The organism is Streptomyces sp. NPDC104106, assembly GCF_055584345.1.
The window spans coordinates 1-23,389 of record NZ_JBVJMF010000001.1 but is presented as its reverse complement, the minus strand read 5'-3'; the positions used below and the strand labels follow the sequence as shown (position 1 = coordinate 23,389).

The following is a 23,389-nucleotide window of genomic DNA, read 5'->3' as shown; positions in this document are numbered from 1 at the left end:
CGCCCGGCGGCGCGCGAAGCGGCGAAGGCGGACCGGGACGGACGGGGACGGACAGGGGGTGCGGAGCCGACGGGCGTCCGCGCGGTGACGGCGCGAGCGGTCCCCGCGCGTTCGTACAGCGCGCCGGATCACCCGTTCGGCCCACTCGCCGGGCGGATGGCCGAGCCCACGGCGCACGCTGGATTACGCGTTCACCCCAGGCGGTCCTCCCCCGGTCCGGCAGAGGAGGTCCCCCTTGTGCGCCTGTCCAGAAGCCTGGCCCCGGTGACCGTGGCCGCGGCCCTCGTCCTCTCCCTGCCGTACGACGCGATGCCCTACGCGCGCGTGCACCACGGAAAGCCGCCCGCGCCGGAACTCTTCGGTGCCGCCTGCCGCACGACCGTCCGCGGCTCCCACGTGGTGGTCTACTGCCACAACCCCTATGCCGACACCGATCGCGTGCGCCTGCACATCAAGTGCGCCCAGTGGTGGGACATCGGCACCGACAGCGCACCCGTGGACACCCCGCCCGCCCTGACCGTACGGCTCACGGGACGGTGCTGGAAGGACGTCCGCGCGGCCTGGATCAGCCACCAGAAGGTGCGCTGAACCGGCCCGGGCGGCACAGGAACGGATAGCTCGCCGCCTCGGCCGCGGCCGCCTCCGTGTCCCCGGTCCGGATCGCGTCCACCAGCCGGGTGTGGTCCATGTGCGTCTCAGGGGTCAGCTCCGCCCCGACGTCCGCGCGCAGCCAGTCCCGCAGCACCTCGCCCAGGTCGGCGTACATCGCGGTCATGACGTCGTTGTGGGAGGCGGCCACGACGGCCAGGTGGAAGGTGGCGTCGGCCGCCACGAACGCCTCCGTCTCGCCTGTCTCCCAGGCCTCCTCACGCCGCTGCATGAGCGCGTCCAGCTGCTTGAGGTCCTTCTCGGTGCGCCGCTCGGCGGCCAGCTTCGCCGCGGCGGACTCCAGCGTGGAGCGCAGTTCGGCGATGTGCCGCGGGTCGGCGTCGGCGAACCGGCGGTGCATCACACCGGCCAGCTCGCTCGTCGCCACCACATAGGTGCCGGAGCCCTGCCGGATGTCCAGCAGACCGTTGTGCGCGAGCGCGCGCACGGCCTCGCGGACCGTGTTGCGGGCGACACCGAGCTGCTCGACCAGTTCGGGTTCCGTCGGAATGCGCGAGCCGACCGGCCACTCGCCGGAGGTGATCTGGTTGCGCAGTTCGGCGATGACCTGCTCGGACAGCGCCGAACGGCGCGGGTGGCTCAGGGGCATGGCCCACCTTCGCACGACAGGCCCGGGTCCGGACGTCCCGGGGATGGACAACCAATCATCCCATGATTCTATGATGGACCTCATGGCTAGTGAGGAAACCCGGACAGCGGATACCCGTACGGCGATGTCACCCACCGGACGCCGCGACGCCCGCCCAGTGAGCACTCCGGAGGCGACCTCCGGCGCGGACCGCACGCGCGCGTGGGCGACCCGCCTGATCGTCGTCGGCATCGTGCTGTCCGCGCTCAACCTCCGCCCGGCCATCACGAGCCTCGGCGCCCTCCTGGAGGAGGTCCGCGGCGGACTCGGCATGAGCGGCGGCGTGGCCGGCCTGCTCACCTCCGTGCCCCCGCTGTGCTTCGCCGTCTTCGGCGTCGCCGCACCCCGCCTGGCCCGCCGCTTCGGCCCGGCCGCCGTCGTCTGCGCGGGCATGGCGGCCATCACCGCGGGCCTGCTGATACGGCCGTACGTCGGCGGCACGGCCGGCTTCCTGGCCGCCAGCGCGCTCGCCCTGATGGGCATCGCGGTCAGCAACGTGCTCATGCCGGTCATCGTCAAGCGCTGGTTCCCCGACCGTGTCGGTTCCATGACCGGCCTGTACTCGATGGCCCTCGCCATGGGGACCTCCCTCGCCGCCGCCGTCACCGTGCCGCTGACCGACGCCATGGGCGGCGGCTGGCGGCCCGGCCTCGCCGTGTGGGCCGCCCTCGCGGCCGCCGCCGTGCTGCCGTGGCTGCCGCTCGTCAGGGACCGCGGCACCGCGCCCGGACAGCGGCGGCCGCAACCGGCGCCCGGGGCCGGGACGGCTGAGACCGCCGAGGCGGCCGAGGAGCGACCCGCCCCCCTGCGCATCACCCGCAGCCGTACGGCGTGGGCGCTCGCCGTCTTCTTCGGCCTGCAGGCCACCGCGGCCTACATCACGATGGGCTGGATGGCGCAGATCTTCCGGGACGCCGGTGTCGCGGCCGGCACTGCGGGCGTGCTGCTCGCCGTCACCATGGTGATGGGCGTGCCGCTGGCCTTCGTCATCCCGCGCGTCGCCACGCGGCTGCCCCATCAGGGGCCGATCGTGCTGGTCCTCGGCGTGTGCGGGCTCGCCGGATACGCCGGCCTGTACTTCGCCCCGGCCGACGGCGCCTGGGCCTGGGCCGTGCTGCTGGGCGTCTCCAACTGCGCCTTCCCGCTGGCCCTGACGATGGTCGGTATGCGCGCCCGCAGTGGTGCGGGCGTGGCCCAGCTGTCCGCGTTCGCGCAGAGCACCGGCTACCTGATCTCCATCCCCGGCCCGCTGCTGGTCGGTGTGCTCTACCAGCAGAGCGGCGGCTGGGGCGTGCCGATCGCCCTGATGGCGGCCCTGATGGTGCCGCAGATCCTGGTCGGCTTCCTGGCGGGCCGGAACCGCACGGTCGAGGACGAGGCGGCGGCACGCTGAGCGGCCGGTCCGGCGGCACGCCGAGCGAGCCACCCCGGCGGCACGCGCGCGTGGGACTGGTGCGAGACTGACGGCATGCAGCCTGTGCTCGACCCGAACCCGCAACACGGTCAGAAGAAGATGCTGATCGTCTTCGGCTCGTTCTTCGCCATCTTCGCCGTCATCGCCATCATCGCGACCATCGCCTCTCCGTGAGGGCGGCCCTCACCGTGGGGGCGGCCTCCTCCTGAGCGCGGGCCCCGGGGACCCCACGTTGCGGCGGATGGTGGGACTGGCCCCACCATCCCCTAGGGGGTGAGGGTCAGGGTCGAGTGGGTGGGTTTCCGGATGGGACGGTGCCCGCGGATTCCGTAGCTTCGAGATGTGACCGCGCAGGGCGGTCACGGACCCGCTCGAAGACCCTCGGAGGCGATCATGCCGGCCCGTCCCCACTCCCGGCCCCACCCGGCGACCACGGGCCGTGTCGACATCCGGCTGCCGTGGTGGGCCCTCGCCCTGCCCGCGCTCGCGTTCATCGCGCTCCTGCTGCTGATACTGAACCCGTCGGACGCGCACGCGGCGGGCGGCGACCCCGCGATCACGCAGCTCCTCGAGCGCGCCCGGCAGCTGCTCGCGCGCTGATCGGGAGACCCTGTGCGCGGTGAACCCGCACATCAACTCCCTGCACCACATGGCCTGTTTCATGCGAAGCTGGGCCTCATGAGCGTTGAAGAACCTCGCAAGATCGTCCTTCTCCGGCACGCGAAGGCCGACTGGGGCCAGGAGGCCGACCACGAGCGCCCCCTCGCCGAGCGCGGCCGTCAGGAAGCCCTCGTCGCGGGTCGCAAGCTGGCCGACGCAGGCATCACCCTCGACCTGGCCCTCTGCTCCACCGCGGTCCGGACCCGTGAGACCTGGAAGCTCGCCGTCCACGAGCTGGCGGAGCGACCGAGGACCGTCTACGAGGAGCGGGTCTACGAGGCTTCCCTGGGCGAGCTGATCGCCCTGCTCAACGAGACCCCGGACGACCTGCGCAACGTGATCCTGATCGGCCACAACCCCGGCGTCCACGCCCTCGCCGACGCCCTCGCGGCAGAGGCCGAGGGCGAACTGCTCGCGAAGATGAACCGCAGCGGCTTCCCGACCGCCGCCTTCGCGGTGCTCACCTTCGAGGGGCCCTGGAAGTCCCTGGAGCACGGCGTGGCCAGGCTGGTCGATTTCTGGACCCCGCACAGCTGACGAGGAGACGCGAAAGGGCCCGGCATCGCGGGGGCGGCACCGGGGCCCTCTCCGGTACACGGTCCGCCGCGGCCGCGCGGCGGCTCAGCCCTCGTCGTGCGTGTCGGCCGCCTCGACCTCTTCACGGGTGATGCCCAGCAGATACAGCACGGTGTCGAGGAAGGGGAAGTTCACCGCCGTGTGCGCCGCCTCGCGGACCACCGGCTTGGCGTTGAAGGCCACGCCCAGACCGGCCGCGTTGAGCATGTCCAGATCGTTGGCGCCGTCGCCGATCGCCACGGTCTGCGCCAGCGGCACCCCGGCCTCCGCGGCGAACCGGCGCAGCAGCCGCGCCTTGCCGGCCCGGTCCACGATCTCGCCGGTGACCCGGCCGGTGAGCTTGCCGTCGACGATCTCCAGCGTGTTGGCCTGCGCGAAGTCCAGGCCCAACCGCTCCTTCAGATCGTCCGTGACCTGCGTGAAGCCGCCGGAGACGACCCCGACCTGGTAGCCGAGTCGTTTCAGCGTGCGGATCAGGGTGCGCGCGCCCGGCGTCAGCCGGACCTCGGTGCGCACCTTCTCCACCACGGAGGCGTCCAGCCCCTCCAGCAGTGCCACGCGCGCGTGCAGCGACTGCTCGAAGTCCAGCTCACCGCGCATCGCCGCCGCCGTCACCTCGGCGACCTTGTCCTCGCAGCCGGCGTGTGCGGCGAACAGCTCGATGACCTCGTCCTGGATCAGCGTGGAGTCCACGTCCATGACCACGAGCCGCTGAGCGCGCCGGTGCAGACCGGCCGAGACCACCGCGATGTCGACACCCAGTGCCGCCGCGTCCGACGCCAGAGCCGTGCGCAGTGGCTCGGTCTCCACTCCGGAGATCGCGAACTCCACGGCCGTGACCGGGTACTTGGCGAGCCGGAAGATACGGTCGATGTTGCCCCCGGCCTTCGCGATCCGCGAGGCCACCGCAGCCGTCGACTCCGCGGTGAGCGGGTGGCCGAGCACGGTCACCAGGGAGCGCCCGAGACCACGCGGCCGGTTGTCGCCGTGCCCCGAGATGATCTCCGCCTGCATTTTCATCGACTCGGCCCAGCTGTGCACGGTGGCCCGCAGATCGCCCTCCAGACCGGCCGGCGGCTGCGTCACCAGCGCGCACAGAACCAGGCGGCCCCGAGTGACGACCTGCTCGATGTCGACGACGTCGACGAGGTAGGCGGCCAGGGTGTCGAAGAGCCCGGCCGTGATGCCCGGCCTGTCCTTGCCGAAGATCTTGACGAGGAGGGTGGGAGCCTCGGGGGTCTGCGAAGCGGCGGTCTGCGAAGCGCTCATGGTGTCACCACCGTATCCGGCACCCAGTGCCTCGCGCCGCCGAGGTCCGCCTGACGGACACGGAACAATGGATGTCCAGCCGGTATCAGGGATCTTGCCACCGGAGGAAGGCCTGGGGGAAGGCCCGGAGGAAGCCCTGGGTAGGCCTGGGGGAGGCCTGGGTGAAGGCTTCCTGGAGGCAGGTCAGGAGGACGGCTCCTCACCCGCACGGCGGTGGAGGACCCAGGTGGGGGAGCCGCTGCTCATCCCCGCCGCTTCGGTTTCCCCGGTGGCGGCGGCGGTGGCGGTGGCGGTGGCGGTGGCGGGGGTGGCGGCGGCGGTGGCGGCGGCGGTGGCGGGGGCGGGGGTGGCGGCGGCGGTGGCGGCCACTCCGGCCGCTGCGGCTCCGGTGCGCGGCCGCCCGTCCCTTGTGCCTGGCCGTCAGGCCGGGCCCGAGGATGGTCCGGACGAACTCCGGGGCCACGCCGAGGACGCGCAGGGGCGGGCCCGACCGGCCCGTCGATGGTCGGCGCGTCGTACACGTCGTACACGTCGTACACGTCGTACACGTCGGCCCCGGCGCCCGGCAGACGGCCGCCGCGCCGTGCCGCGTCGCCTTCGGGGCGCACCGCGTCGTACCCGGCTCGCGCCACGTCGTCATCGGCCCGCTCCACATCGTCTCCGCTCCCTGCCAGATCCCCTTCGGCTCGCGGCACGTCGTCCCGCGCCCGCGCCGTACCCTCCCCGCCCCGTGCCACGTCGCCCCCGCCCCTCGCCCCACCACCCCCACCTCGCCGCGCGGCCCCGTCGACGCCCGGCACCGCCCCCGGGGCATCCGCTGGCCGGGGGTGTCCCGGCACCCGGAGGTACGGATTGGTGTCCGGGTTCGGCGGCCGGTACGGCACGCTCGGCACATACGGCCCGGCGCCCTCGCCACACACCGGTGGCCGGGCGTCCCGCGGCGCGCCGTGCCCGGTTCCCTGGCTTTCGTGCGCGCCGTGCCCGGTTCCCTGGCTTTCGTGCGCGCCGTGCCCGGCTCCCTCGCTTCCGTGTACGCCGTGCTCGGCTCCCACGACGCCCCGGGCGGCCCACACCGCCCCGGTCCCCGCCGCTCCCGTGGCCCACGCCAGCAGCGCGCCCGCCGCTCCGGCCGCCGCACCCCACAGCCCACCGAGCAGGAGCGCGGCGCCCGGGTGGCCGTGCAGGGTGAGGCCCGCGCCGAAGGCGTCGAAGCCGAGGACGGACAGGGACGCGGTCACGGAGACGTCCGTCAGCCGGGCGAGCAGGGGGAGGGCAAGAGCCGTCACCACCCCCAGGCGCAGTGCGCAGTGGACGGCCAGGCCGAGGGCGCTGTCAGCGGGCCCCGCCCCGTGCCCCCGCCCACCGGTGGCGCCGCCGGGCCGCCGCGCCACCGGTGTGCGTACCGCCGTCAGCGCTCCCGCCAGCAGCATCGCCAGTGCGGCCGCCACCGCCAGCAGCCACACCCGGCCGTCCAGGCCGGCCAGCCGGGGCAGGGTCACGGGCCGGTCGGAGGGCGCGGCGAGGAGTTGGTCCAGCGGGTGGGGGAGGACGGTGCGGAGCAGTCCCGTGGCCCGGCCGTCCCAGGGGACGAACAGGCCGAGGGGCAGTCCGAGCCAGACGCCGTTCGGGGCGCCGAGCAGGGCCGCGCCCGCGATCCGTCGCGGATGGGCGTCGCCTACCGCCGCGTACGCCGCCGCCGCGAGCCCGGCCGTGACGGTCAGCAGGAGTACGCCGACGAGCGACGAGACCGCCGGCCGCACCACCCGGTGCACGGCGGACCAGGTCGGCGGCAGCGGGGCGCGGCGCGCGGCCAGCAGGGCGATCAGCAGGACACCCGCGCACCAGCCGAGGCCGCCCAGCAGGGTGGCCGGGGTGTCCACGGTGAAGCCGACGCCCGCCTTGGCGTGGACCAGGCCGCCGATCCGGTGCGGCAGCAGTCCGCCCACGTCGCCGACACCGGGGAGCGTGAGTCCGCCGCCTCCCTTGTCGCCGGCACCGCCGGCCCCACCCCCACTCCCCGCGCCGAGCGAGCCGCCGTCGAGGGTGACGACGTCGTGGCCCGCCCAGGCGAGGCCGCCCAGCACCGCGACGAAGAGGGCGACCACCGTGCCCGCACGGGCGAGGAGTTCGGCGGGCGCGATCACAACTCCCGCCGTGCGCAAGGAGCGCAGGAAGAACCACGACAACAGCAGCGCACCGGCAAGGCTCACGCCGAGTGGCGTGATCTCGATGGCGGTGTGCGCCGCGTCGCCTTTCAGTCCGAAAGCGGACACACTGCCCGACGGCACGACCGAACCGCCCGCCCCGAGCGCCACAACGGCCGCCGTCATGGGGCCCAGTGAGCCGGCCGCGTCCGCCCGGAGCAGATGCAGCCCCAGCGCGGCGGCGGCCGCCATCCCGGCCAACGCCCAGCTCACCGCGGCGATCGCCGACAGCAGGACGTCGGCCCAGGGCACCTTCCTGGCGCGCCGCGCGGTCCCGGTACGCGTGGCAGAACCCATGGGCGGCCCCCGATCCCCTCCTGGCAGCGCCCGCTGAACCACTGTGCCGTGGCACGGCCACGCTTGTCCCCCTCGCCGGGATTACCACTCTCCGGGCGGATTTCCGCCCCGTCAACGGCGCATGTTGCAGCGCACGGACGCATTCGTGACAAGGCCCGGGTTTCAGTCAGGGGCGGGAGCCTGAAATAGTTCCCCCCGATGTTCGACATCCCTAGACTCCCTGCGATGGGGGTAATTCGGGGGACAACTCAGTGGGGCATGGAGTGCCTGAACTCGTTCTGGAATCAAACGGACGGACCTGGACGCTGGATCCGTCCAGGCCGTACACCCTCGGCCGCGATCCGCAGGGTGACATCGTCTTCGACGACGCCAGGGTGTCCTGGCGACACGCCACGGTCAGCTTCAACGGCCGCAGTTGGGTCATCGAGGACCATGGCAGCACCAACGGTACGTTCGTGCAGGGCCGGCGGATCCAGCAGGTGGAGATCGGCCCGGGCACAGCGCTGCACCTCGGCAACGCCACCGACGGACCGCGGCTGAATCTGTCCGGTGCCGCGGCCGGCCTGCAGCAGCCGGCGCCGTACGCCGCGCAGGGCGCCGGGGCTCCGGGGTGGGCCCACCAGGCCGCCGCGCCGCAGCAGGCCGCCGTCGCACCGCAGGCCGCGGCGCCGCAGCAGGCCGTACCGCAGCAGGCCGGGCCGGCCGACTGGCAACAGCGGCCGCAGACACCGGCGTTCCCGCAGCAGCAGGCGGCGCCCGCCGACCCGTACGCGCAAGCGGAACCCGGTGGTGGCGCGGGGGCGCCGCCGGTCTACGGCGACCGCAGCCCGACCACGTTCCACCAGTTCGCCGTCGGCCGCGTGATGCGCATCGGCCGTGCCCTGGAGAACGAGCTGGTCGTCTCCGACCTGCAGGTCTCCCGGCACCACGCCGAGTTCCACTCGACGCCCGACGGCCGCTTCGAGATCCGCGACCTGGGCTCGCACAACGGCACGTACGTCAACGGCCAGCCGATCGCCAAGGGCGGTTCGGTGCTGCTCGGGCCGGCCGACATCGTCGGCGTCGGCCACTCCACCTTCCGGATCGTCGGCGACCGGCTGGAGGAGTTCGTCGACACCGGTGAGGTCTCCTTCTCCGCGCGCCACCTGACCGTCACGGTCGACGGCGGCAAGCAGATCCTGAAGGACGTCTCCTTCGGCGTCCCGGAGAAGTCCCTGGTCGCGGTCATCGGCCCGTCCGGTTCCGGCAAGTCGACCCTGCTCAAGGCGCTCACCGGCTACCGGCCGGCCAACCAGGGCGAGGTGCTCTACGACAACCGGAACCTGTACAAGCAGTTCGCCGAGCTGCGCCAGCGCATCGGTCTGGTGCCCCAGGACGACATCCTGCACAAGGAGCTGAGCGTCAAGAAGGCCCTGAAGTACGCGGCCAAGCTGCGCTTCCCGGCCGACACCACCGCCGCCGAGCGCGACTCCCGCATCGACGAGGTGCTGCGCGAGCTGAAGCTCGACATCCACAAGGACAAGAAGGTCACCTCCCTGTCCGGCGGTCAGCGCAAGCGCGTGTCCGTGGCTCTCGAACTGCTCACCAAGCCGTCGCTGATCTTCCTGGACGAGCCGACCTCGGGTCTCGACCCGGGCATGGACCGCGACGTCATGCAGCTGCTGCGCGGCCTCGCCGACGACGGCCGTACGGTCCTGGTGGTCACCCACTCGGTGGCCGAGCTGGCACTGTGCGACAAGCTGCTGGTGATGGCGCCGGGCGGTGCGGTGGCGTACTTCGGCCCGCCGGAGGAGGCGCTGAACTTCTTCGGGTACGACAGCTGGGCCGACGTCTTCTCCGCCTTCGAGAACTACCGCGACTACGACTGGGCGGGCCGCTGGAAGGGCTCGCAGCACTACCAGATGTACGCGGCGGACATCGACGCGGCCGCCCCCCAGGCCGTACCCGCGCACATGCCGCCGATGCAGGCCGTCAGGCCGCCCAAGCCGCAGCCGTGGGGCTCGCAGCTGATGACGCTGATCCGGCGCTATGTGTCGGTCATCGTCTCCGACAAGGGATTCCTGGCGCTGACGGTGATCCTGCCGGCGGTGCTCGGCTCGGTCAGCCTGCTGATCGACCACAAGCGGGGCCTGCTGGTGAACCCGGCGATCAACAAGATCACCGGCACGCACATCCCGAACGGCACGGCCACCACGGTGCTGCTGATCCTCGCGGTCGGCGCGTGCTTCGCGGGCGCCGCGAACTCGGTCCGTGAGCTGATCAAGGAACGGGTCATCTACGAGCGCGAACGCGCGACCGGCCTGTCCCGGTCGGCGTACCTGATGTCCAAGGTGGTCGTGCTCGGCGTCGTCACCGTGCTCCAGGGCCTGCTGGTCGGCGTGATCGGCTTCTCGGCCCGCGACATCCCGGACCAGGGCCTCGTCCTGGGCGGCAGCACCCTCGTCGAGCTGTGCCTGCCGATCATGGCGCTCGGCTTCACCTCGATGATGGTCGGCCTCGTGATCTCCTCGCTGGTGAAGACGGCGGAGAAGACCATGCCGCTGCTGGTGATGTTCGCGATCATCCAGGTCGTCTTCACCGGCTGCCTGTTCACCCTGCACGGCACGCTCGGCGTCAACGAGTTCTCGTACCTGATGCCGTCGCGCTGGGCGGTGGCCGCGGCCGGCACGACCCTGGACTTCAACAACATCGCGCCGAACACGGACAACCCCGGCAGCACCGACCCGCTGTGGAACCACACGGCCGGTGCCTGGACCCTGGACATGGTCGCGCTGATCGCGCTCGGCGCGATCTGCGGCTTCTTCGTGGCCCGCTTCCTGCGCCGCCACGAGCCGGAGGTCATGCGCAAGTAAGCACGCGCGCGTGTGTGTGTGCGGATACGCCGAAGGGCGGCACCCCGGAACCGGGGTGCCGCCCTTCGGCGTCACGCTGCTGAGGTCCGCGCGCCAGCCCTCAGTACGCGCTGTTGACGTTGTCGATCGAGCCGTACCGGTGGGCCGCGTAGTTGGCGGCGGCGGTGATGTTGGCGACCGGGTCGTAGATGTTCGCGGACGTGCCCGCCACGTGGTACGCGTTGAAGGTGGGCTGGATCACCTGCAGCAGGCCCTTGGAGGGGATGCCGTTGCGGGCGTTGACGTCCCAGTTGTTGATGGCCATGGGGTTGCCCGAGGACTCCCGCATGATGTTGCGGTGCAGGCCGCTGTAGGAGCCGGGGATGCCCTTGGCCCGCATGATGTCCAGGGCCTCGCGGATCCAGCCGTCGAGGTTGTGGGCGTAGATCTTCGTGGCGGCGACCGTCTCCATCTGCGGGCGCTCGGCCGAGCGGTTCGCGGCCTGGGCGGCGCGGTCCTGGGCCGCCTTCTTCGCGGCGGCCTCGGCGGCGGCCTTCTTGGCCGCGGCGTCGTCGGCGGCCTTCTTCTGCGCGGCGATGCCGTCGAGCTTGACCGTGTCGGTGGCGAGCTGGTCCGTGACCGTGCCCTTGACGTTCTTCAGCGCCGCGCTGCTCGCGACCTGGGCCGTCGTGGCCGGGGCACCGGTGGTGACGGTGCCGGAGCCGCCGGGAGCGGCCGAGAAGGCCAGGGCGGCCGCGCCGAGAGCGGCGACACCGGCGACGGCGATCTTGCCCTGCTGCGTCAGGGCGCGGGTATGGACTCGGCTGAGAACGTTCTTGGGCATGGCTGATGGACCTCTCGTGAGCGCGGAGGTCGCTCCTGCGTCCGCCGGGGGAATCGGCTCCTCCCGCACGAACGCCGGGGTCCGAAAGACCCTGGCGCTGAGCGACGGAGCAATTCTTAGCGGGCGCAAAATGCCCGGGCAAAGGTGTGACGTACGATCCCGGGTAGTGGATCAGGGAAGGGCAAAACGGGACAGACTAGACCGTCTGTCCCGTTCGGATGGGGAGCTTCGACTCCTATGTCCGGTCGTACGTGATGTGGGCCCTATGCGCGGGCTCACATCGCTCTCGCGACGTTTTCACCATGAGTTGCCGCCGCAATGCTCTGCGTGAGCTGTCTCCTCCGGCAGGAGGAGAGGGACGTCGCCGAACTCGTGCCACCAGGTAGAGCCCGCCCAGCGCCTCACCGTAGGCGCGGTCCACCGCGGCCCGTCCCGCGACCGCCTCCAGCATCAGCAGGTGCGAGGCCTGCGGCTCGTGCAGCCCGGTCAGCAGCCCGTCCACCACCCGCACCCCGCGCTCCGGCGTGACGACCAGGTCCGTCCACCCCCCCGGCCGCCCGCACCACCCCGTCAGGCCCGGCCGCCGACTCCACGGCCCGCACCGCCGTGGTGCCGACGGCGATCACCCGGCCGTCCCCGGCCCGCACGCCGTTGATCAGCCGCGCCGAGGCCTCCGGCACCGCGAACCGCTCCGGATACGGTGGCTCGTGCGCCTCCGCCGACGCCACCCCGGTGTGCAGCGTGACGGGCGCGAACCGCACGCCCCGGCTCACCAGCTCCGCCACCAGCGACGCGGTGAACGGCCGTGCCGCACTGGCATCTCCGCACTGGCCTGACCGTCCGGCGACGGCAGCGCGAACACCGTCTGGTACGCCGCCAACGGCTGGTTCCGCTCCGTACAGGAGTAGCGGATCGCCCGCCCGTGCTCCCGCAGCACCTCCGCCACGTCCGCCTCGGTGGCCCGCGCCCACCACAACCGCTGTCCCCGCGCGCCCACCGGCTCCTCCGGCAGCAGCCGCGCCCCGCCCGGCAGCACCACCTCTGTCCCCGCATACCCGCCCGCACGCGCGCGCGTGGTGCCCCGCCCGTCCGGTTCCCGCAGCTCCACCGCCCACCGGCCGTCCTCGCCCAGCGTGGAGACATGCACCACCACGCGCGCGTGCCCGAGGCGCCCGTCCACCGCGGCGGCCCACGTGGGAGAGGTGTTCACCACCAGCAGGTCCCCGGACCGCAGCAGCTCCGGCAGGTCCCGGAAGGCGTGATGCGTCACCGCCGTACCGCGCGACACCAGCAGCCGTACGGCGTCCCGGTCCAGGCCCGGCCCCCGCTGCTCGGCAGGCACCCGTGCGGCCAGTGCCTCCGGCACCGGCCCCCACTCTCCGCTTCGCGCGGGCCCGGGGGCCTGCCTGCGGGTCCTCATCGCTCCTCCAGGAGGGCCTGCGCCGCGTACCGCCCACTGGCCGGCCGCGAGTCCAGCAGCCGCAGGAACGCCGGTACGACCGCCTCCGGCGCCGGGCGCGGATCGTGGTCGTCCGGTACGGCCGCCGCGTCAGCTCGGTCGCCATGTCCTAGGGGTCCACCGCCCACACCCGCACGGCCGGCTCCTCAACCCCCAGTACCGCCGCCAGGCGGTCCAGGGCCGCCTTCGAGGCGCCGTACCCGCCCCACGTCCGGTACGCCTCCACCGCCGCGTCCGAGCTGATCGCGATCAGCGCCCCGGCCGGTGCCCCGCGCAGCAGCGGCAGCGCCGCGTGCACCAGGCCGAGCGCGGCCACCACGTGCACCTCCAGCGCCCGCCGCAGCCCCTCCAGCGGCAGCCGGGCCAGCCCGCCCAACTCCCGCGCCGCGGCCACCAGGGCGGTCCGGTGTCCCCGTCCGTGACATCACCGGGCACGGCACGCACGCGCGTGCCGTGCCCGGCGGCCTCCTCGGCGGCCTCCCTCAGCGCCGTCGCGCCCCGCGCGTCGAGCACCAGATCCCAGCCCCGCGCGGCCAGCGCTCCGGCCAGCGCCCGCCCCAGCCCCTTCGAGGCCCCCGTGATGATCGCAACCGGCATGACAACCGTCCCCTCGTCCCGACCGCCGGTCGGGCGGTGAGCACACCGTAGGAACGCCCCCGCCCGGGCCGCCTCGGACGCGGGCCGCAACCGGCACGGGCCCTTCGGCGTACACCCGGCGCCCCGGCCGGGCGACCTAGACCACCGGCCCTAGGCCCAGCGGACCGGCCCCGGCCGCCACCGGTCCGATCCCGCTGTCACACCCCGCCGGTACCGTGAGGACATGAGTCAAGGCCCCCGGTCCGGCCTCGCCGCGGTCAGTGCCGCGCTGCTGGCCATGAGCAGGCATCTGGAGGTGCGCGACGTCCTCAAGACGATCGTTGCCTCCGCCCGCGAGCTGCTCGACGCGCAGTACGCCGCCCTCGGCGTCCCCGACGACCACGGCGGCTTCGCCCAGTTCGTCGTCGACGGCGTCAGCGACGCCCAGTGGAAGGCCATCGGACCGCTGCCCCGCCAGCACGGCATCCTCGCCGCGATGCTGCACGAGGCCCGCCCCGAGCGCCTCGCCGACGTGCGCAAGGACCCCCGCTTCGAGGGCTGGCCGACCGCCCACCCCGACCTGGTCGACTTCCTGGGCCTGCCCATCCGTGACGGCGACGAGGTCATCGGCGCCCTCTTCCTGGCCAACAAGCTGCATTCTGCGGGGGGACACTCCCCGCGCCCCAAGCCCGAGGGGAGTTGCGGCTTCACCGAAGAGGACCAGGAGCTGCTCTCCATCCTCGCCCAGCACGCCGCCATCGCCCTCACCAACGCCCGCCTGTACGAGCGCAGCCGCGAACTGACCATCGCCGAGGAGCGCTCCCGCCTCGCGCACGAGCTGCACGACGCGGTCAGCCAGAAGCTCTTCTCGCTGCGCCTGACCGCCCAGGCCGCCGCCCGGCTGGTCGACCGCGACCCCGCCCGCGCCAAGGGAGAACTGCAGCAGGTCGCCGCGCTCGCCGCCGAGGCCACCGACGAACTGCGCGCCGCCGTCGTGGAGTTGCGCCCCGCCGCGCTGGACGAGGACGGCCTGGTCGCCACCCTGCGGACCCAGACCCAGGTCCTCGACCGCGCCCACAGCGCGCGCGTGACCTTCACCAGCACCGGCTTCCGCGCGCTGCCCGCCGCCCAGGAGGAGGCGCTGCTCCGGGTCGCCCAGGAGGCCCTGCACAACGCGCTGCGCCACTCCGGCGCCGCGCACGTCGCGGTGAGCGTAGACCGGCGCGGCGGCGGAGCCGTACTGCGCGTCAGCGACGACGGCGGCGGCTTCGACCCCCGGGCGGTGCGCCGTGCCGGACGGCATCTGGGCCTGGTCTCGATGCGGGACCGGGCGAGCGGGGTCGGCGGCATGCTGACCGTGGAATCGGTGCCCGGCAAGGGCACCACGATCGAGATGGAGGTCCCCGGTGGCTGACCCGATCAAGGTGCTGCTCGTCGACGACCACCAGGTCGTCCGCCGGGGGCTGCGCACCTTCCTGGAGGTCCAGGACGACATCGAGGTCGTCGGCGAGGCCGCCGACGGCACCGAGGGAGTCGCCCGCGCCGAGGAACTGCGCCCGGACGTCGTGCTGATGGACGTCAAGATGCCGGGCATGGACGGCATCGACGCGCTGCGCAGGCTCCGCGAACTCGCCAACCCCGCGCGCGTGCTCATCGTCACCAGCTTCACCGAACAGCGCACGGTCGTCCCGGCCCTGCGCGCGGGCGCTGCCGGGTACGTCTACAAGGACGTGGACCCCGACGCCCTCGCCGGCGCCATCCGCTCCGTGCACGCCGGGCACGTCCTGCTCCAACCGGAGGTCGCCGACGCCCTGCTGTCCCAGGAGGAGTCCAACTCCGGCCAGGGCAGAGGCGGTTCGCTCACCGAGCGGGAGAGCGAGGTGCTCGGCCTGATCGCGGACGGCCGCTCCAACCGCGAGATAGCCCGCGCCCTCGTCCTGTCCGAGAAGACCGTCAAGACGCACGTCTCCAACATCCTGATGAAACTCGACCTCGCCGACCGCACCCAGGCCGCGCTGTGGGCCGTACGCCACGGCGTGGCCGGCTGAGGCGTCCCTGCCCACCGCCCCTCCCCGCGGCCCCGCACGTGCCGGGACGGCCGTCACGCATGGCAACCCTGAGGGTCACACTCCGGGCTGAGATTCATACCGTCGTGGGAATGTCACCCGGACGGCGCATCCTCCGGCGAGCCGAGCCGTTCTCCCATGCGTGCCACGGTGAACGCGCCGTGGTGATCGTCTAGGAGGGGTTGGAAAGTGAAGAACCTGAAGAAGGCAGCGGCCGTGACGATGGTGGCCGGCGGTCTCGTGGCCGCCGGTGCGGGCCTGGCCTCCGCCCACGGTGGCTCCCAGGCCGCCGGCGAGGCCCAGGGCTCCCCGGGTGTCGTCGCGGGCAATGTCGTTCAGGTGCCGGTGCACGTGCCGGTCAACGCGGTCGGCAACAGCGTCAGCGTCGTCGGCGTCCTGAACCCGGCCTTCGGCAACCTCGGCGTCAACCACTGAGGATCCACCGACAGCGACCGCAGGCCTCCCGAGTGCACCGGGGGGCCTTTCCTCTTGCCCTCCCACCGCCCCGAGCGGCGCCCGACCCACGCTGCAAGAAGCCCCCTGACCAGCGCCACGAAGGCCGTTCGCGCCCTGACCGCCACCCGAATCACCCCGAGCGCGTCCGCCGTCGCCGTGACCGACTCCGACGCCCAGACCGCGTGGCTGCGCAATGCCGGGTGTCGCGTCGGACCTTGCTGTCCGGGATGTGATGGTGGACTCGCCGGGTGTCGCCTCTGGGCTCACTGCCCGGGCCGCGGGGCGGGGACTTCCCGGCGTCGCAGTGAGCCTCACCGCTCAGGCGGTGTGGCCGGGAGCTGTCGGCGTCGCCGCGAGCCTCACCGCCCGGGACGTGGGCTGGACCTCGGTGTCGCCTCTGGCTTTGCTGCCCGGCCGTGTGGCTGTGGACTCGCCGGTGTCGTCCCTGGCCTCACCGCCCAGGACGTGGGCTCGGATCCCCCGGTGTCGTCCCTGGGCTCATCGCCTGGGCCGTGTGGTCGGGGAGTGCCGGGTGTCGCGTCGGGCCCCACTCTCCGGGCCGTCGTGGCCGGGGACCGCCCGGTCCCGTCCCTGGCCTCACTGCCCAGGCGATGTGGCCGTAGATCCCCCGATGTCCCCGCGAGCCTCACCGCCCAGGACGTATGCCCGGTCCCCCGGGCGTAGCCTCCGCCTCCCCTCATTACCGGCGCACGCGCCGGTGAACGCCGTCGGCGAGAGTGTCGACCTCGTCAGCCTGCCGGACCCGGCGCCGGCGACCAGGCCGCGAGCGGCCGGGTGACTCGGGGCTCCTGCAGCGCTCGGGACCGCGGCAGCCCTCCTCGCTCAGCGCGCGCCCCGCTCCCGCTCCTCGACGATGGAGTTGTACGCGGCCACCTGCGCCCGCCGCGCCGTCCGCTCGACGGGCCGCAGGGCCGCCGCCCGCGCGGCCATCTCTCCGGCGCTGACCGCGCCCCCGTGCCCGTTGCCGTACGCCAGCGACACCAGCAGCGCGACCCGCTGGGCCAGCTCCAACACCCGCACCGCACGCGGCGGATACCCCGGCGCCAGCACCTCCTGCCCCCGCTGCGCCCGCGCCCGGTACGCGTCGATCGCCGCCTCCGCCACCGGCCCCGACCCGGCGACGTCCAGCTTCGACAGCACCTCGGTCGCCTCGCGCAGCGCCTCCGCCAGCTCCCGCTCGGCCTCGCCCAGCGACGGCACATCAGCGGGCGGGGCCTCCCGCACCGGCAGCACATGCCACACCACCTCGGCATGCACATCGCCCTCGGGGCCGGCCTCGTACACCTCCGGCACCAGCCCGAACGCGGTGCCGTAGCAGACCACCGCCTCCTCGGCCTCCAGCGCCCGCGCGTTGAACTCCGGCGGGCCGCTCAGCCCGAGCGGATGGCCGGGCGTCGGCAGCGCCACGCGCAGCCCCGTCGCCCCCAGCGCGCGCAGCCGCCCCAGCGCGAGTGTGAGCCCGACCGGCGCGGACTCGCCGGGCAGCCCTTCCACCCGGTGCACCGTGTCGTCGCCCACAATGGCGAGCGCGGCGTCATCCGGAGAGACAAGTCCGGCCAAAAGGGCATTTCCCCAAGAGGCAAGGCGTCCTGAACGCGGTTCCGAGAGCATGCCCCCACCCTAAGGACCAGACCGATGGAATGGAGCGGGGCACTCGTGGCGTAGATTTCATAAGGGCCTCGCCCACAAGCGCGGCGGCCCGAGCCACAGGCGTACGCGACAGCCGAGACCGGCCACACTGCAAGGGGAGACAACGCGCTCATGAGCGATGTTCTGGAGCTTCAGGACGTATCCGTGGTCCGTGAGGGCCGGGCTCTGGTGGACCAGGTCTCCTGGTCGGTGAAGGAGGGCGAGCGCTGGGTCATCCTCGGCCCCAACGGCGCCGGCAAGACCACCCTCCTCAACGTCGCCTCCAGCTACCTCTACCCCAGCAAGGGCACCGCGAGCATCCTCGGCGAGACCCTCGGCAAGCCCGGCACCGACGTCTTCGAGCTGCGCCCCCGCATCGGCATGGCCGGTATCGCCCTCGCCGAGAAGCTCCCCAAGCGCCAGACCGTCCTGCAGACCGTCCTCACCGCTGCCTACGGCATGACCGCCGGCTGGCAGGAGGAGTACGAGGACGTCGACGAGCAGCGCGCCCGCGCCTTCCTCGACCGCCTCGGCATGAGCGACTACCTCGACCGGAAGTTCGGCACGCTCTCCGAGGGCGAGCGCAAGCGCACCCTCATCGCCCGCGCCCTGATGACCGACCCCGAGCTGCTCCTCCTCGACGAACCCGCCGCCGGCCTCGACCTCGGCGGCCGCGAGGACCTGGTCCGCCGCCTCGGCCGGCTCGCCCGCGACCCCATCGCCCCCTCGATGATCATGGTCACGCACCACGTCGAGGAGATCGCCCCGGGCTTCACCCACGTCCTCATGATCCGCCAGGGCAAGGTCCTCGCCGCCGGCCCGATCGAGCTGGAGCTGACCTCCCGCAACCTCTCCCTCTGCTTCGGCCTGCCGCTCGTCGTCGAGCAGGTCGGCGACCGCTGGACCGCCCAGGGCCTGCCCCTGTCCTGACCCACCGCGCTTCCCCGTGCGCCCTGTCCGCCGCCCGGCCGCCGCCCTACCATGACCATGTGAACGACATCGACGCATGGGTGTGGTGGCTCGTCGGCGCGGCGGCGCTCGGAATCCCGCTCGTCGTCACCGCGATGCCGGAGTTCGGCATGCTCGCGGTGGGAGCCGGCGCGGCCGCGGCGGCCGCCGGACTCGGCTTCAACGGCGTCATCCAGGTCCTCGCGTTCGTCGTCGTCTCCGTCGCCCTCATCGCCGTGGTCCGGCCCATCGCCGCCCGGCACACCAGACAGCGCCCCCAACTCGCCACCGGCATCGACGCGTTGAAGGGCAAGCAGGCCGTCGTACTGGAGCGGGTCGACGGCTCCGGCGGCCGCATCAAGCTCGCCGGCGAGGTCTGGTCCGCACGCGCACTGGACACCGGCCGCGCCTACGACGTCGGCCAGGAGGTGGACGTCGTGGAGATCGAGGGGGCCACCGCGATCGTCATCTGAGCCATCCGACCGGCGAGTTGGGCCGCGGTCTGTCAGACTCGACCAGCAAGATCTTCCACAGTCATGAGATCTGCCGAAGAGGCGAGGCGGAGAGGGGTACGGGGAACACGATGGAACCGGTCATCATCGTCCTGGTCATTCTGGTGGTGTTGGTCTTCATCGCCCTGATCAAGACCATCCAGGTCATCCCACAGGCCAGCGCCGCCATCGTCGAGCGCTTCGGCCGCTACACGCGGACCCTGAACGCGGGCCTCAACATCGTGGTCCCGTTCATCGACACCATCCGCAACCGCATCGACCTGCGCGAACAGGTCGTCCCGTTCCCGCCCCAGCCGGTGATCACCCAGGACAACCTGGTCGTCAACATCGACACGGTCATCTATTACCAGGTGACCGACGCCCGCGCCGCCACCTACGAAGTCGCCAGCTACATCCAGGCGATCGAGCAGCTGACCGTCACCACGCTCCGCAACATCATCGGCGGCATGGACCTCGAACGCACCCTCACCTCCCGCGAGGAGATCAACGCGGCCCTGCGCGGCGTCCTCGACGAGGCGACCGGCAAGTGGGGCATCCGCGTCAACCGCGTGGAACTGAAGGCCATCGAGCCGCCCACCTCCATCCAGGACTCGATGGAGAAGCAGATGCGCGCCGACCGTGACAAGCGCGCCGCGATCCTCACCGCCGAAGGCACGCGCCAGGCCGCCATCCTCACCGCCGAGGGCGAGAAGCAGTCCCAGATCCTGCGCGCCGAAGGTGAGGCCAAGGCGGCGGCGCTCCGCGCGGAAGGCGAGGCCCAGGCCGTCCGCACGGTCTTCGAGGCCATCCACGCCGGCGACCCGGACCAGAAGCTCCTGTCCTACCAGTACCTCCAGATGCTGCCGAAGATCGCCGAGGGCGACGCCAACAAGCTCTGGATCGTCCCGAGCGAGATCGGCGACGCCCTCAAGGGTCTCTCCGGCGCGATGGGCAACTTCGGCCACCTGGGCGGCGGTTCGGGCAACGGCGGCAACAGCCCGATCCCACCCCAGAACCAGGGCACGGAACGCCGGGAGAAGCCGAGCATCGACTGACGGACACCTGGCGCCGCGTTCCCCCGCCCCGCCCCTGAAAGGGGAGCGGGGCGGGGCGTCCTACGGCGCCCCTCAGGCAGCGTCCCGAGCCGGCCAGCCGGGCAGCGCCTGGAACTCCTCGGCCCCCAGCGCGAGCAGCATCGCATCGGCCGGAGTCGGCTCGAAGGGCCGCCGCAGCAAGGCCATCCCGGCCTCCTCCGGAGTCCGGTTCGCCTTCCGGTGATTGTCCTCCGCACACGCGGCCACCGTGTTCAGCCACGTGTCCTGCCCACCCTGCGCCCGCGGCACCACATGGTCCACGGTCGTGGCCCTGCGCCCGCAGTACGCGCACCGGTGCCGGTCCCGGACCAGCACACCCCGCCTCGACCACGGGGCTTGTCTTCGGAACGGCACCCGTACGTACCTGCACAGCCTGATCACCCGTGGCGCGGGTATGTCCACCTCGGCACCGCGCATACGCAGTTCGGGGTGGGCCTGCTCGACGACGGCCTTGTCCTGCAGCACCAGAACGACGGCTCGGTTCAAGGTCACCGTCGACAGCGGCTCGAAGCTCGCGTTCAGCACCAGCGTGTCACGCATCCAGCCCACCTCCCGTGTGCACCTGCCCACCCCCGGCGGGCTCGGATCAACTCTGGACGGGCACGCCGAGATGGACAACGCAATAAAAAATGCCCGCCCCCGATCACTTCCAAGACCGGAGGCGGGCAAACGTTCAATGAACGCTCGGCTGAATCGATGCGCTGGGCTCAGCCCTTCGCGGGGTTCTCGTACTCACCGATGAGCTGCGCCCGCGCGATCGCGTGGAACCGCAGATGGAAGCCGACGACGGCGGGAGACGCGTCCGCGTCCGGCCCCAGCTTCTCCTGGTCCACCGCGTACACCGTGAAGACGTACCGGTGCGGCCCGTCCCCGGGCGGCGGCGCGGCACCGCCGAAGTCCTTCGAACCGTAGTCGTTGCGCGCGTGTACGGCGCCCTCGGGCAGGCCCTCGAACGTGCCACCGCCCGCACCCGCCGGCAACTCGGTCACCGAGGCCGGGATGTCGAACAGGACCCAGTGCCAGAATCCGCTGCCCGTCGGCGCGTCGGGGTCGTAGCAGGTCACGGCGAAACTCTTCGTCTCCGGCGGGAAGCCTTCCCAGCGCAGCTGCGGCGAGGTGTTGCCCTCCGCGTAGACCTGAGCGTCCCTGAGCGTCGCGCCTTCCTCGACGTCCGCGCTCGTCACCGTGAACGACGGAACGGGCGGATGGAAATCGTGGGGGAGCGGCCGCCGCTTGGCCTCGGTCACCTCGGTACCTCCTGATCGATGATCTGGAATCAGCAGTCCCCGAGCCTAGAACCAGTTGCGCTTGCCGCCGACCTCGGACAGCCACTGGTTCAGATATGCCGCCCAGTCGGTCCCCATCCAGTCGTTCAGCCCCACCTGGAAGCACCGGTAGGTGTCCGAGCCCTCGCTGAAGAGCCCCGGCTTCTTGTCCATCTCCAGCACGACGTCCATCGCGTGCGCGTCGGCCACGAAGCTCAGCTCCGCCTGGTGCAGCCCCCGGTACCGCGCGGGCGGGTGGAACTCGATCTCCTGATAGAAGGGCAGCGTCTGCCGGGTGCCCCTGATGTGCCCGCGCTCCATGTCCGCGTCCTTGAAGCGGAAGCCCAGCTGGCTGAACGCGTCGAGGACCGCCTTCTGCGCCGGCAGCGGGTGGACGTTGATCGGGTCCAGGTCGGACGAGTCCACGGCCCGCGCGATGGCCAGCTCGGTGGTCACGCCGATGTGCATTCCGCGCAGCGCCTGCCCGTCGATCATCGTGACCGGCGTCTCCCACGGGATCTCCAGCCCGAACGGCACCGCGTGCACCGCGCCCGCCCGCAGCTCGAAGGCCCCGCCGAGCCGCACCCTGGTGAACTCGATGTCCTGCTTGTACTCCTGATCGCCGCTCTCCACCTCGACCTTGGCCTGGAGCCCGACCGACAGCCCCTAGACGGCCTGGTTCACGGAGCCGCCCTGGATCCGCACCTCCCCCTGGACGACGCCGCCCGGCACGACATTCACCTCGGTCAGCACCGTCTCGACCGAGGCCCCGCCGGCCCCGAGGCTCGCGAGCAGCTTCTTGAACGCCATTGACTCTCCCTTTGCGAAGGAACCTCGACCCCTACCAACGCACTCCGCCCGCCACCGGTTCCGCCGACGCGGTGCGCGGCCTGCACTACCCTCGGACGGCATGATCGCGCCCCCGGACCGCACGCCCCTGCCCAGAGACTTCTTCGACCGCCCGGTCCTGGAGGTGGCACCGGACCTCCTCGGCCGCGTTCTCGTCCGCACGACCCCCGACGGCCCGATCGCCGTCCGTCTGACCGAGGTCGAGGCCTACGACGGCCCCAACGACCCCGGCTCCCACGCCTACCGAGGCCGCACCGCCCGCAACGAGGTGATGTTCCAAGAGCCCGGGCACGTGTACGTCTACTTCACCTATGGCATGTGGCACTGCATGAACCTCGTCTGCGGTCCCGAGGGCCGGGCCAGCGCCGTGCTGCTTCGCGCCGGTGAGGTCGTCGAGGGCGTCGAGCTGGCCCGCAAACGTCGACTTTCGGCCCGCAACGACAGGGAACTGGCCAAAGGCCCGGCCCGCCTGGCCACCGCCCTGGAGGTCGACCGCGCCCTGAACGGCACGGACGCGTGCGCCCCGGGTGAGACACCGCTGCGCATGCTGACCGGTACGAAGATCCCCGCTCACCAGGTACGGAGCGGCCCGCGCACCGGAGTGGCCGGCGAGGGCGGCAACGGCGAGATCCATCCCTGGCGTTACTGGATCGCCGACGATCCGACGGTGAGCCCCTATCGAGCCCATGTCCCGAGGCGCCGCCGAAGTTGACGTGCCCCGGGGGAGTGCGTAATGTATCCCAAGCCGCTGAACCGGGTACGGCGATCGCCAGCAGCCGGAGCGGCCACTCCACTACCTAGCTACAACCCCTTCCTCGGGGTCGTTTTCGGCGCGCCCGCGCGCCCGAATTCGAACTCGCGAGACTCGATTATGAGTCGCCGGGGAAATGAGCTAACGTAGTGAATGTCGAAAGGCCGACAGGCGAAAGCCCAAAAGCCCGAAGACAACCCGCCGACCGGGAATCAGACGCCGAAAGGATCTGATAGAGTCGGAAACACCGAAGGGAAGCCCGGAGGAAAGCCCGAGAGGGTGAGTACAAAGGAAGCGACCGTTCCTTGAGAACTCAACAGCGTGCCAAAAGTCAACGCCAGATATGTTGATACCCCGTCCGTCGGAAACATTCCGATGGTCGAGGTTCCTTT

Annotated in this window: 21 protein-coding genes and 3 pseudogenes; 13 read left to right on the top strand and 11 right to left on the bottom strand. The window is 72.1% G+C overall.

What is annotated here, in order from left to right:
- The first annotated feature begins 237 nt into the window (after positions 1–237).
- A complete protein-coding gene (locus ACZ60X_RS00120) occupies positions 238–588 on the top strand; it encodes a hypothetical protein (RefSeq protein ID WP_469591654.1) in 351 nt (116 codons plus the stop codon).
- Here ACZ60X_RS00120 and ACZ60X_RS00115 read toward each other — a convergent pair.
- Positions 566–1,258 carry a FadR/GntR family transcriptional regulator gene (locus ACZ60X_RS00115; RefSeq protein ID WP_469591653.1) on the bottom strand — a complete coding sequence of 231 codons (693 nt, stop codon included), beginning with the start codon at positions 1,256–1,258 and terminating at the stop codon, positions 566–568. The two genes, ACZ60X_RS00120 and ACZ60X_RS00115, sit on opposite strands and share 23 nt — an antisense overlap.
- Positions 1,259–1,340: 82 nt before the next feature.
- Between ACZ60X_RS00115 and ACZ60X_RS00110 the strand changes: the two genes are divergently transcribed.
- The 4 genes from ACZ60X_RS00110 to ACZ60X_RS00095 all read left to right on the top strand — a co-directional run bounded on the left by ACZ60X_RS00110 (position 1,341) and on the right by ACZ60X_RS00095 (position 3,908).
- Positions 1,341–2,690 (top strand): CynX/NimT family MFS transporter, encoded by a 1,350-nt coding sequence (locus tag ACZ60X_RS00110; protein WP_469591651.1) that lies wholly within the window; start codon positions 1,341–1,343, stop codon positions 2,688–2,690.
- Positions 2,691–2,765: 75 nt separating this feature from the next.
- Positions 2,766–2,885: an SGM_5486 family transporter-associated protein gene (locus tag ACZ60X_RS00105; RefSeq protein ID WP_469591649.1), complete on the top strand. Its 120-nt coding sequence runs from the start codon at positions 2,766–2,768 to the stop codon at positions 2,883–2,885.
- A gap of 219 nt (positions 2,886–3,104) precedes the next feature.
- Positions 3,105–3,311 carry a hypothetical protein gene (locus ACZ60X_RS00100; protein WP_469591647.1) on the top strand — a complete coding sequence of 69 codons (207 nt, stop codon included), beginning with the start codon at positions 3,105–3,107 and terminating at the stop codon, positions 3,309–3,311.
- 78 nt (positions 3,312–3,389) lie between these two features.
- Entirely contained in the window at positions 3,390–3,908 is a 519-nt protein-coding gene (locus tag ACZ60X_RS00095; protein WP_469591644.1) for a SixA phosphatase family protein, read from the top strand.
- Between the two features lie 84 nt (positions 3,909–3,992).
- On the opposite strand, the gene serB is transcribed toward ACZ60X_RS00095, so the two are convergent.
- Positions 3,993–5,216: a phosphoserine phosphatase SerB gene (serB, locus tag ACZ60X_RS00090; RefSeq protein WP_469591642.1), complete on the bottom strand. Its 1,224-nt coding sequence runs from the start codon at positions 5,214–5,216 to the stop codon at positions 3,993–3,995.
- Positions 5,217–5,458: 242 nt separating this feature from the next.
- Positions 5,459–7,717 carry a streptophobe family protein gene (locus tag ACZ60X_RS00085; protein ID WP_469591640.1) on the bottom strand — a complete coding sequence of 753 codons (2,259 nt, stop codon included), beginning with the start codon at positions 7,715–7,717 and terminating at the stop codon, positions 5,459–5,461.
- Positions 7,718–7,980: 263 nt separating this feature from the next.
- On the opposite strand from ACZ60X_RS00085, the gene ACZ60X_RS00080 reads away from it, so the two are divergent.
- The gene (locus ACZ60X_RS00080; protein ID WP_469591638.1) at positions 7,981–10,569 is read left to right on the top strand and encodes an FHA domain-containing protein; all 2,589 of its coding nucleotides are present in this window, start codon (positions 7,981–7,983) and stop codon (positions 10,567–10,569) included.
- Positions 10,570–10,669: 100 nt separating this feature from the next.
- Here ACZ60X_RS00080 and ACZ60X_RS00075 read toward each other — a convergent pair whose 3' ends face one another.
- The 3 genes and pseudogenes from ACZ60X_RS00075 to ACZ60X_RS00065 form a co-directional block, all read right to left on the bottom strand.
- The gene (locus ACZ60X_RS00075) at positions 10,670–11,392 is read right to left on the bottom strand and encodes a transglycosylase SLT domain-containing protein (RefSeq protein WP_469591636.1); all 723 of its coding nucleotides are present in this window, start codon (positions 11,390–11,392) and stop codon (positions 10,670–10,672) included.
- 297 nt (positions 11,393–11,689) lie between these two features.
- Positions 11,690–12,812: pseudogene (locus ACZ60X_RS00070) on the bottom strand (S-adenosylmethionine:tRNA ribosyltransferase-isomerase).
- A pseudogene (locus tag ACZ60X_RS00065) lies at positions 12,809–13,448 on the bottom strand (SDR family NAD(P)-dependent oxidoreductase). Before ACZ60X_RS00065 ends, ACZ60X_RS00070 begins: the two co-directional pseudogenes overlap by 4 nt.
- A gap of 223 nt (positions 13,449–13,671) precedes the next feature.
- On the opposite strand from ACZ60X_RS00065, the gene ACZ60X_RS00060 reads away from it, so the two are divergent.
- From ACZ60X_RS00060 to ACZ60X_RS00050, 3 genes are all read left to right on the top strand, one after another.
- Positions 13,672–14,841, top strand: a complete 1,170-nt coding sequence (locus ACZ60X_RS00060) for a GAF domain-containing sensor histidine kinase (RefSeq protein ID WP_469591634.1) — start codon at positions 13,672–13,674, stop codon at positions 14,839–14,841.
- Positions 14,834–15,475, top strand: coding sequence for a response regulator (locus tag ACZ60X_RS00055; protein WP_469591632.1), 642 nt, complete (start codon positions 14,834–14,836; stop codon positions 15,473–15,475). The genes ACZ60X_RS00060 and ACZ60X_RS00055 overlap by 8 nt, the downstream gene beginning before the upstream one ends.
- Before the next feature lie 207 nt (positions 15,476–15,682).
- Positions 15,683–15,928, top strand: a complete 246-nt coding sequence (locus ACZ60X_RS00050; protein WP_469591630.1) for a chaplin family protein — start codon at positions 15,683–15,685, stop codon at positions 15,926–15,928.
- A gap of 864 nt (positions 15,929–16,792) precedes the next feature.
- Here ACZ60X_RS00050 and ACZ60X_RS00045 read toward each other — a convergent pair.
- The gene (locus tag ACZ60X_RS00045) at positions 16,793–17,581 is read right to left on the bottom strand and encodes a hypothetical protein (RefSeq protein WP_469591628.1); all 789 of its coding nucleotides are present in this window, start codon (positions 17,579–17,581) and stop codon (positions 16,793–16,795) included.
- A gap of 150 nt (positions 17,582–17,731) precedes the next feature.
- Here ACZ60X_RS00045 and ACZ60X_RS00040 point away from each other — a divergent pair, with 150 nt between their 5' ends.
- The 3 genes from ACZ60X_RS00040 (at position 17,732) to ACZ60X_RS00030 (ending at position 20,093) form a co-directional block, all read left to right on the top strand.
- Positions 17,732–18,529 (top strand): ABC transporter ATP-binding protein, encoded by a 798-nt coding sequence (locus tag ACZ60X_RS00040; RefSeq protein WP_469591626.1) that lies wholly within the window; start codon positions 17,732–17,734, stop codon positions 18,527–18,529.
- 59 nt (positions 18,530–18,588) lie between these two features.
- Positions 18,589–19,020 carry an NfeD family protein gene (locus ACZ60X_RS00035; protein ID WP_469591624.1) on the top strand — a complete coding sequence of 144 codons (432 nt, stop codon included), beginning with the start codon at positions 18,589–18,591 and terminating at the stop codon, positions 19,018–19,020.
- A 110-nt stretch (positions 19,021–19,130) separates the two neighbouring features.
- The gene (locus tag ACZ60X_RS00030) at positions 19,131–20,093 is read left to right on the top strand and encodes an SPFH domain-containing protein (protein WP_469591623.1); all 963 of its coding nucleotides are present in this window, start codon (positions 19,131–19,133) and stop codon (positions 20,091–20,093) included.
- Between the two features lie 72 nt (positions 20,094–20,165).
- Here ACZ60X_RS00030 and ACZ60X_RS00025 read toward each other — a convergent pair whose 3' ends face one another.
- The 3 genes and pseudogenes from ACZ60X_RS00025 to ACZ60X_RS00015 all read right to left on the bottom strand — a co-directional run bounded on the left by ACZ60X_RS00025 (position 20,166) and on the right by ACZ60X_RS00015 (position 22,207).
- Positions 20,166–20,672 (bottom strand): HNH endonuclease, encoded by a 507-nt coding sequence (locus ACZ60X_RS00025; RefSeq protein ID WP_469591621.1) that lies wholly within the window; start codon positions 20,670–20,672, stop codon positions 20,166–20,168.
- Positions 20,673–20,839: 167 nt separating this feature from the next.
- Positions 20,840–21,379 carry a YbhB/YbcL family Raf kinase inhibitor-like protein gene (locus ACZ60X_RS00020; protein ID WP_469591619.1) on the bottom strand — a complete coding sequence of 180 codons (540 nt, stop codon included), beginning with the start codon at positions 21,377–21,379 and terminating at the stop codon, positions 20,840–20,842.
- 45 nt (positions 21,380–21,424) lie between these two features.
- A pseudogene (locus ACZ60X_RS00015) lies at positions 21,425–22,207 on the bottom strand (sporulation protein).
- 100 nt (positions 22,208–22,307) lie between these two features.
- On the opposite strand from ACZ60X_RS00015, the gene ACZ60X_RS00010 reads away from it, so the two are divergent.
- Positions 22,308–22,958: a DNA-3-methyladenine glycosylase gene (locus ACZ60X_RS00010; protein ID WP_469591616.1), complete on the top strand. Its 651-nt coding sequence runs from the start codon at positions 22,308–22,310 to the stop codon at positions 22,956–22,958.
- Positions 22,959–23,209: 251 nt separating this feature from the next.
- Here the strand turns inward: ACZ60X_RS00010 and ACZ60X_RS00005 are convergent.
- On the bottom strand, positions 23,210–23,389 hold a 180-nt coding region (locus tag ACZ60X_RS00005; RefSeq protein ID WP_469591614.1), incomplete at its 5' end, for a hypothetical protein.

Coding starts and splice junctions, on each gene's coding strand:
- ACZ60X_RS00085 (WP_469591640.1), bottom strand. CDS start 7,717: ATGGGTTCTGCCACGCGTACCGGGACCGCGCGGCGCGCCAGGAAGGTG.
- ACZ60X_RS00040 (WP_469591626.1), top strand. CDS start 17,732: ATGAGCGATGTTCTGGAGCTTCAGGACGTATCCGTGGTCCGTGAGGGC.
- ACZ60X_RS00100 (WP_469591647.1), top strand. CDS start 3,105: ATGCCGGCCCGTCCCCACTCCCGGCCCCACCCGGCGACCACGGGCCGT.
- ACZ60X_RS00075 (WP_469591636.1), bottom strand. CDS start 11,392: ATGCCCAAGAACGTTCTCAGCCGAGTCCATACCCGCGCCCTGACGCAG.
- ACZ60X_RS00030 (WP_469591623.1), top strand. CDS start 19,131: ATGGAACCGGTCATCATCGTCCTGGTCATTCTGGTGGTGTTGGTCTTC.
- ACZ60X_RS00105 (WP_469591649.1), top strand. CDS start 2,766: ATGCAGCCTGTGCTCGACCCGAACCCGCAACACGGTCAGAAGAAGATG.
- serB (WP_469591642.1), bottom strand. CDS start 5,216: ATGAGCGCTTCGCAGACCGCCGCTTCGCAGACCCCCGAGGCTCCCACC.
- ACZ60X_RS00115 (WP_469591653.1), bottom strand. CDS start 1,258: ATGCCCCTGAGCCACCCGCGCCGTTCGGCGCTGTCCGAGCAGGTCATC.
- ACZ60X_RS00045 (WP_469591628.1), bottom strand. CDS start 17,581: ATGCTCTCGGAACCGCGTTCAGGACGCCTTGCCTCTTGGGGAAATGCC.
- ACZ60X_RS00010 (WP_469591616.1), top strand. CDS start 22,308: ATGATCGCGCCCCCGGACCGCACGCCCCTGCCCAGAGACTTCTTCGAC.
- ACZ60X_RS00025 (WP_469591621.1), bottom strand. CDS start 20,672: ATGCGTGACACGCTGGTGCTGAACGCGAGCTTCGAGCCGCTGTCGACG.
- ACZ60X_RS00095 (WP_469591644.1), top strand. CDS start 3,390: ATGAGCGTTGAAGAACCTCGCAAGATCGTCCTTCTCCGGCACGCGAAG.
- ACZ60X_RS00110 (WP_469591651.1), top strand. CDS start 1,341: ATGGCTAGTGAGGAAACCCGGACAGCGGATACCCGTACGGCGATGTCA.
- ACZ60X_RS00060 (WP_469591634.1), top strand. CDS start 13,672: ATGAGTCAAGGCCCCCGGTCCGGCCTCGCCGCGGTCAGTGCCGCGCTG.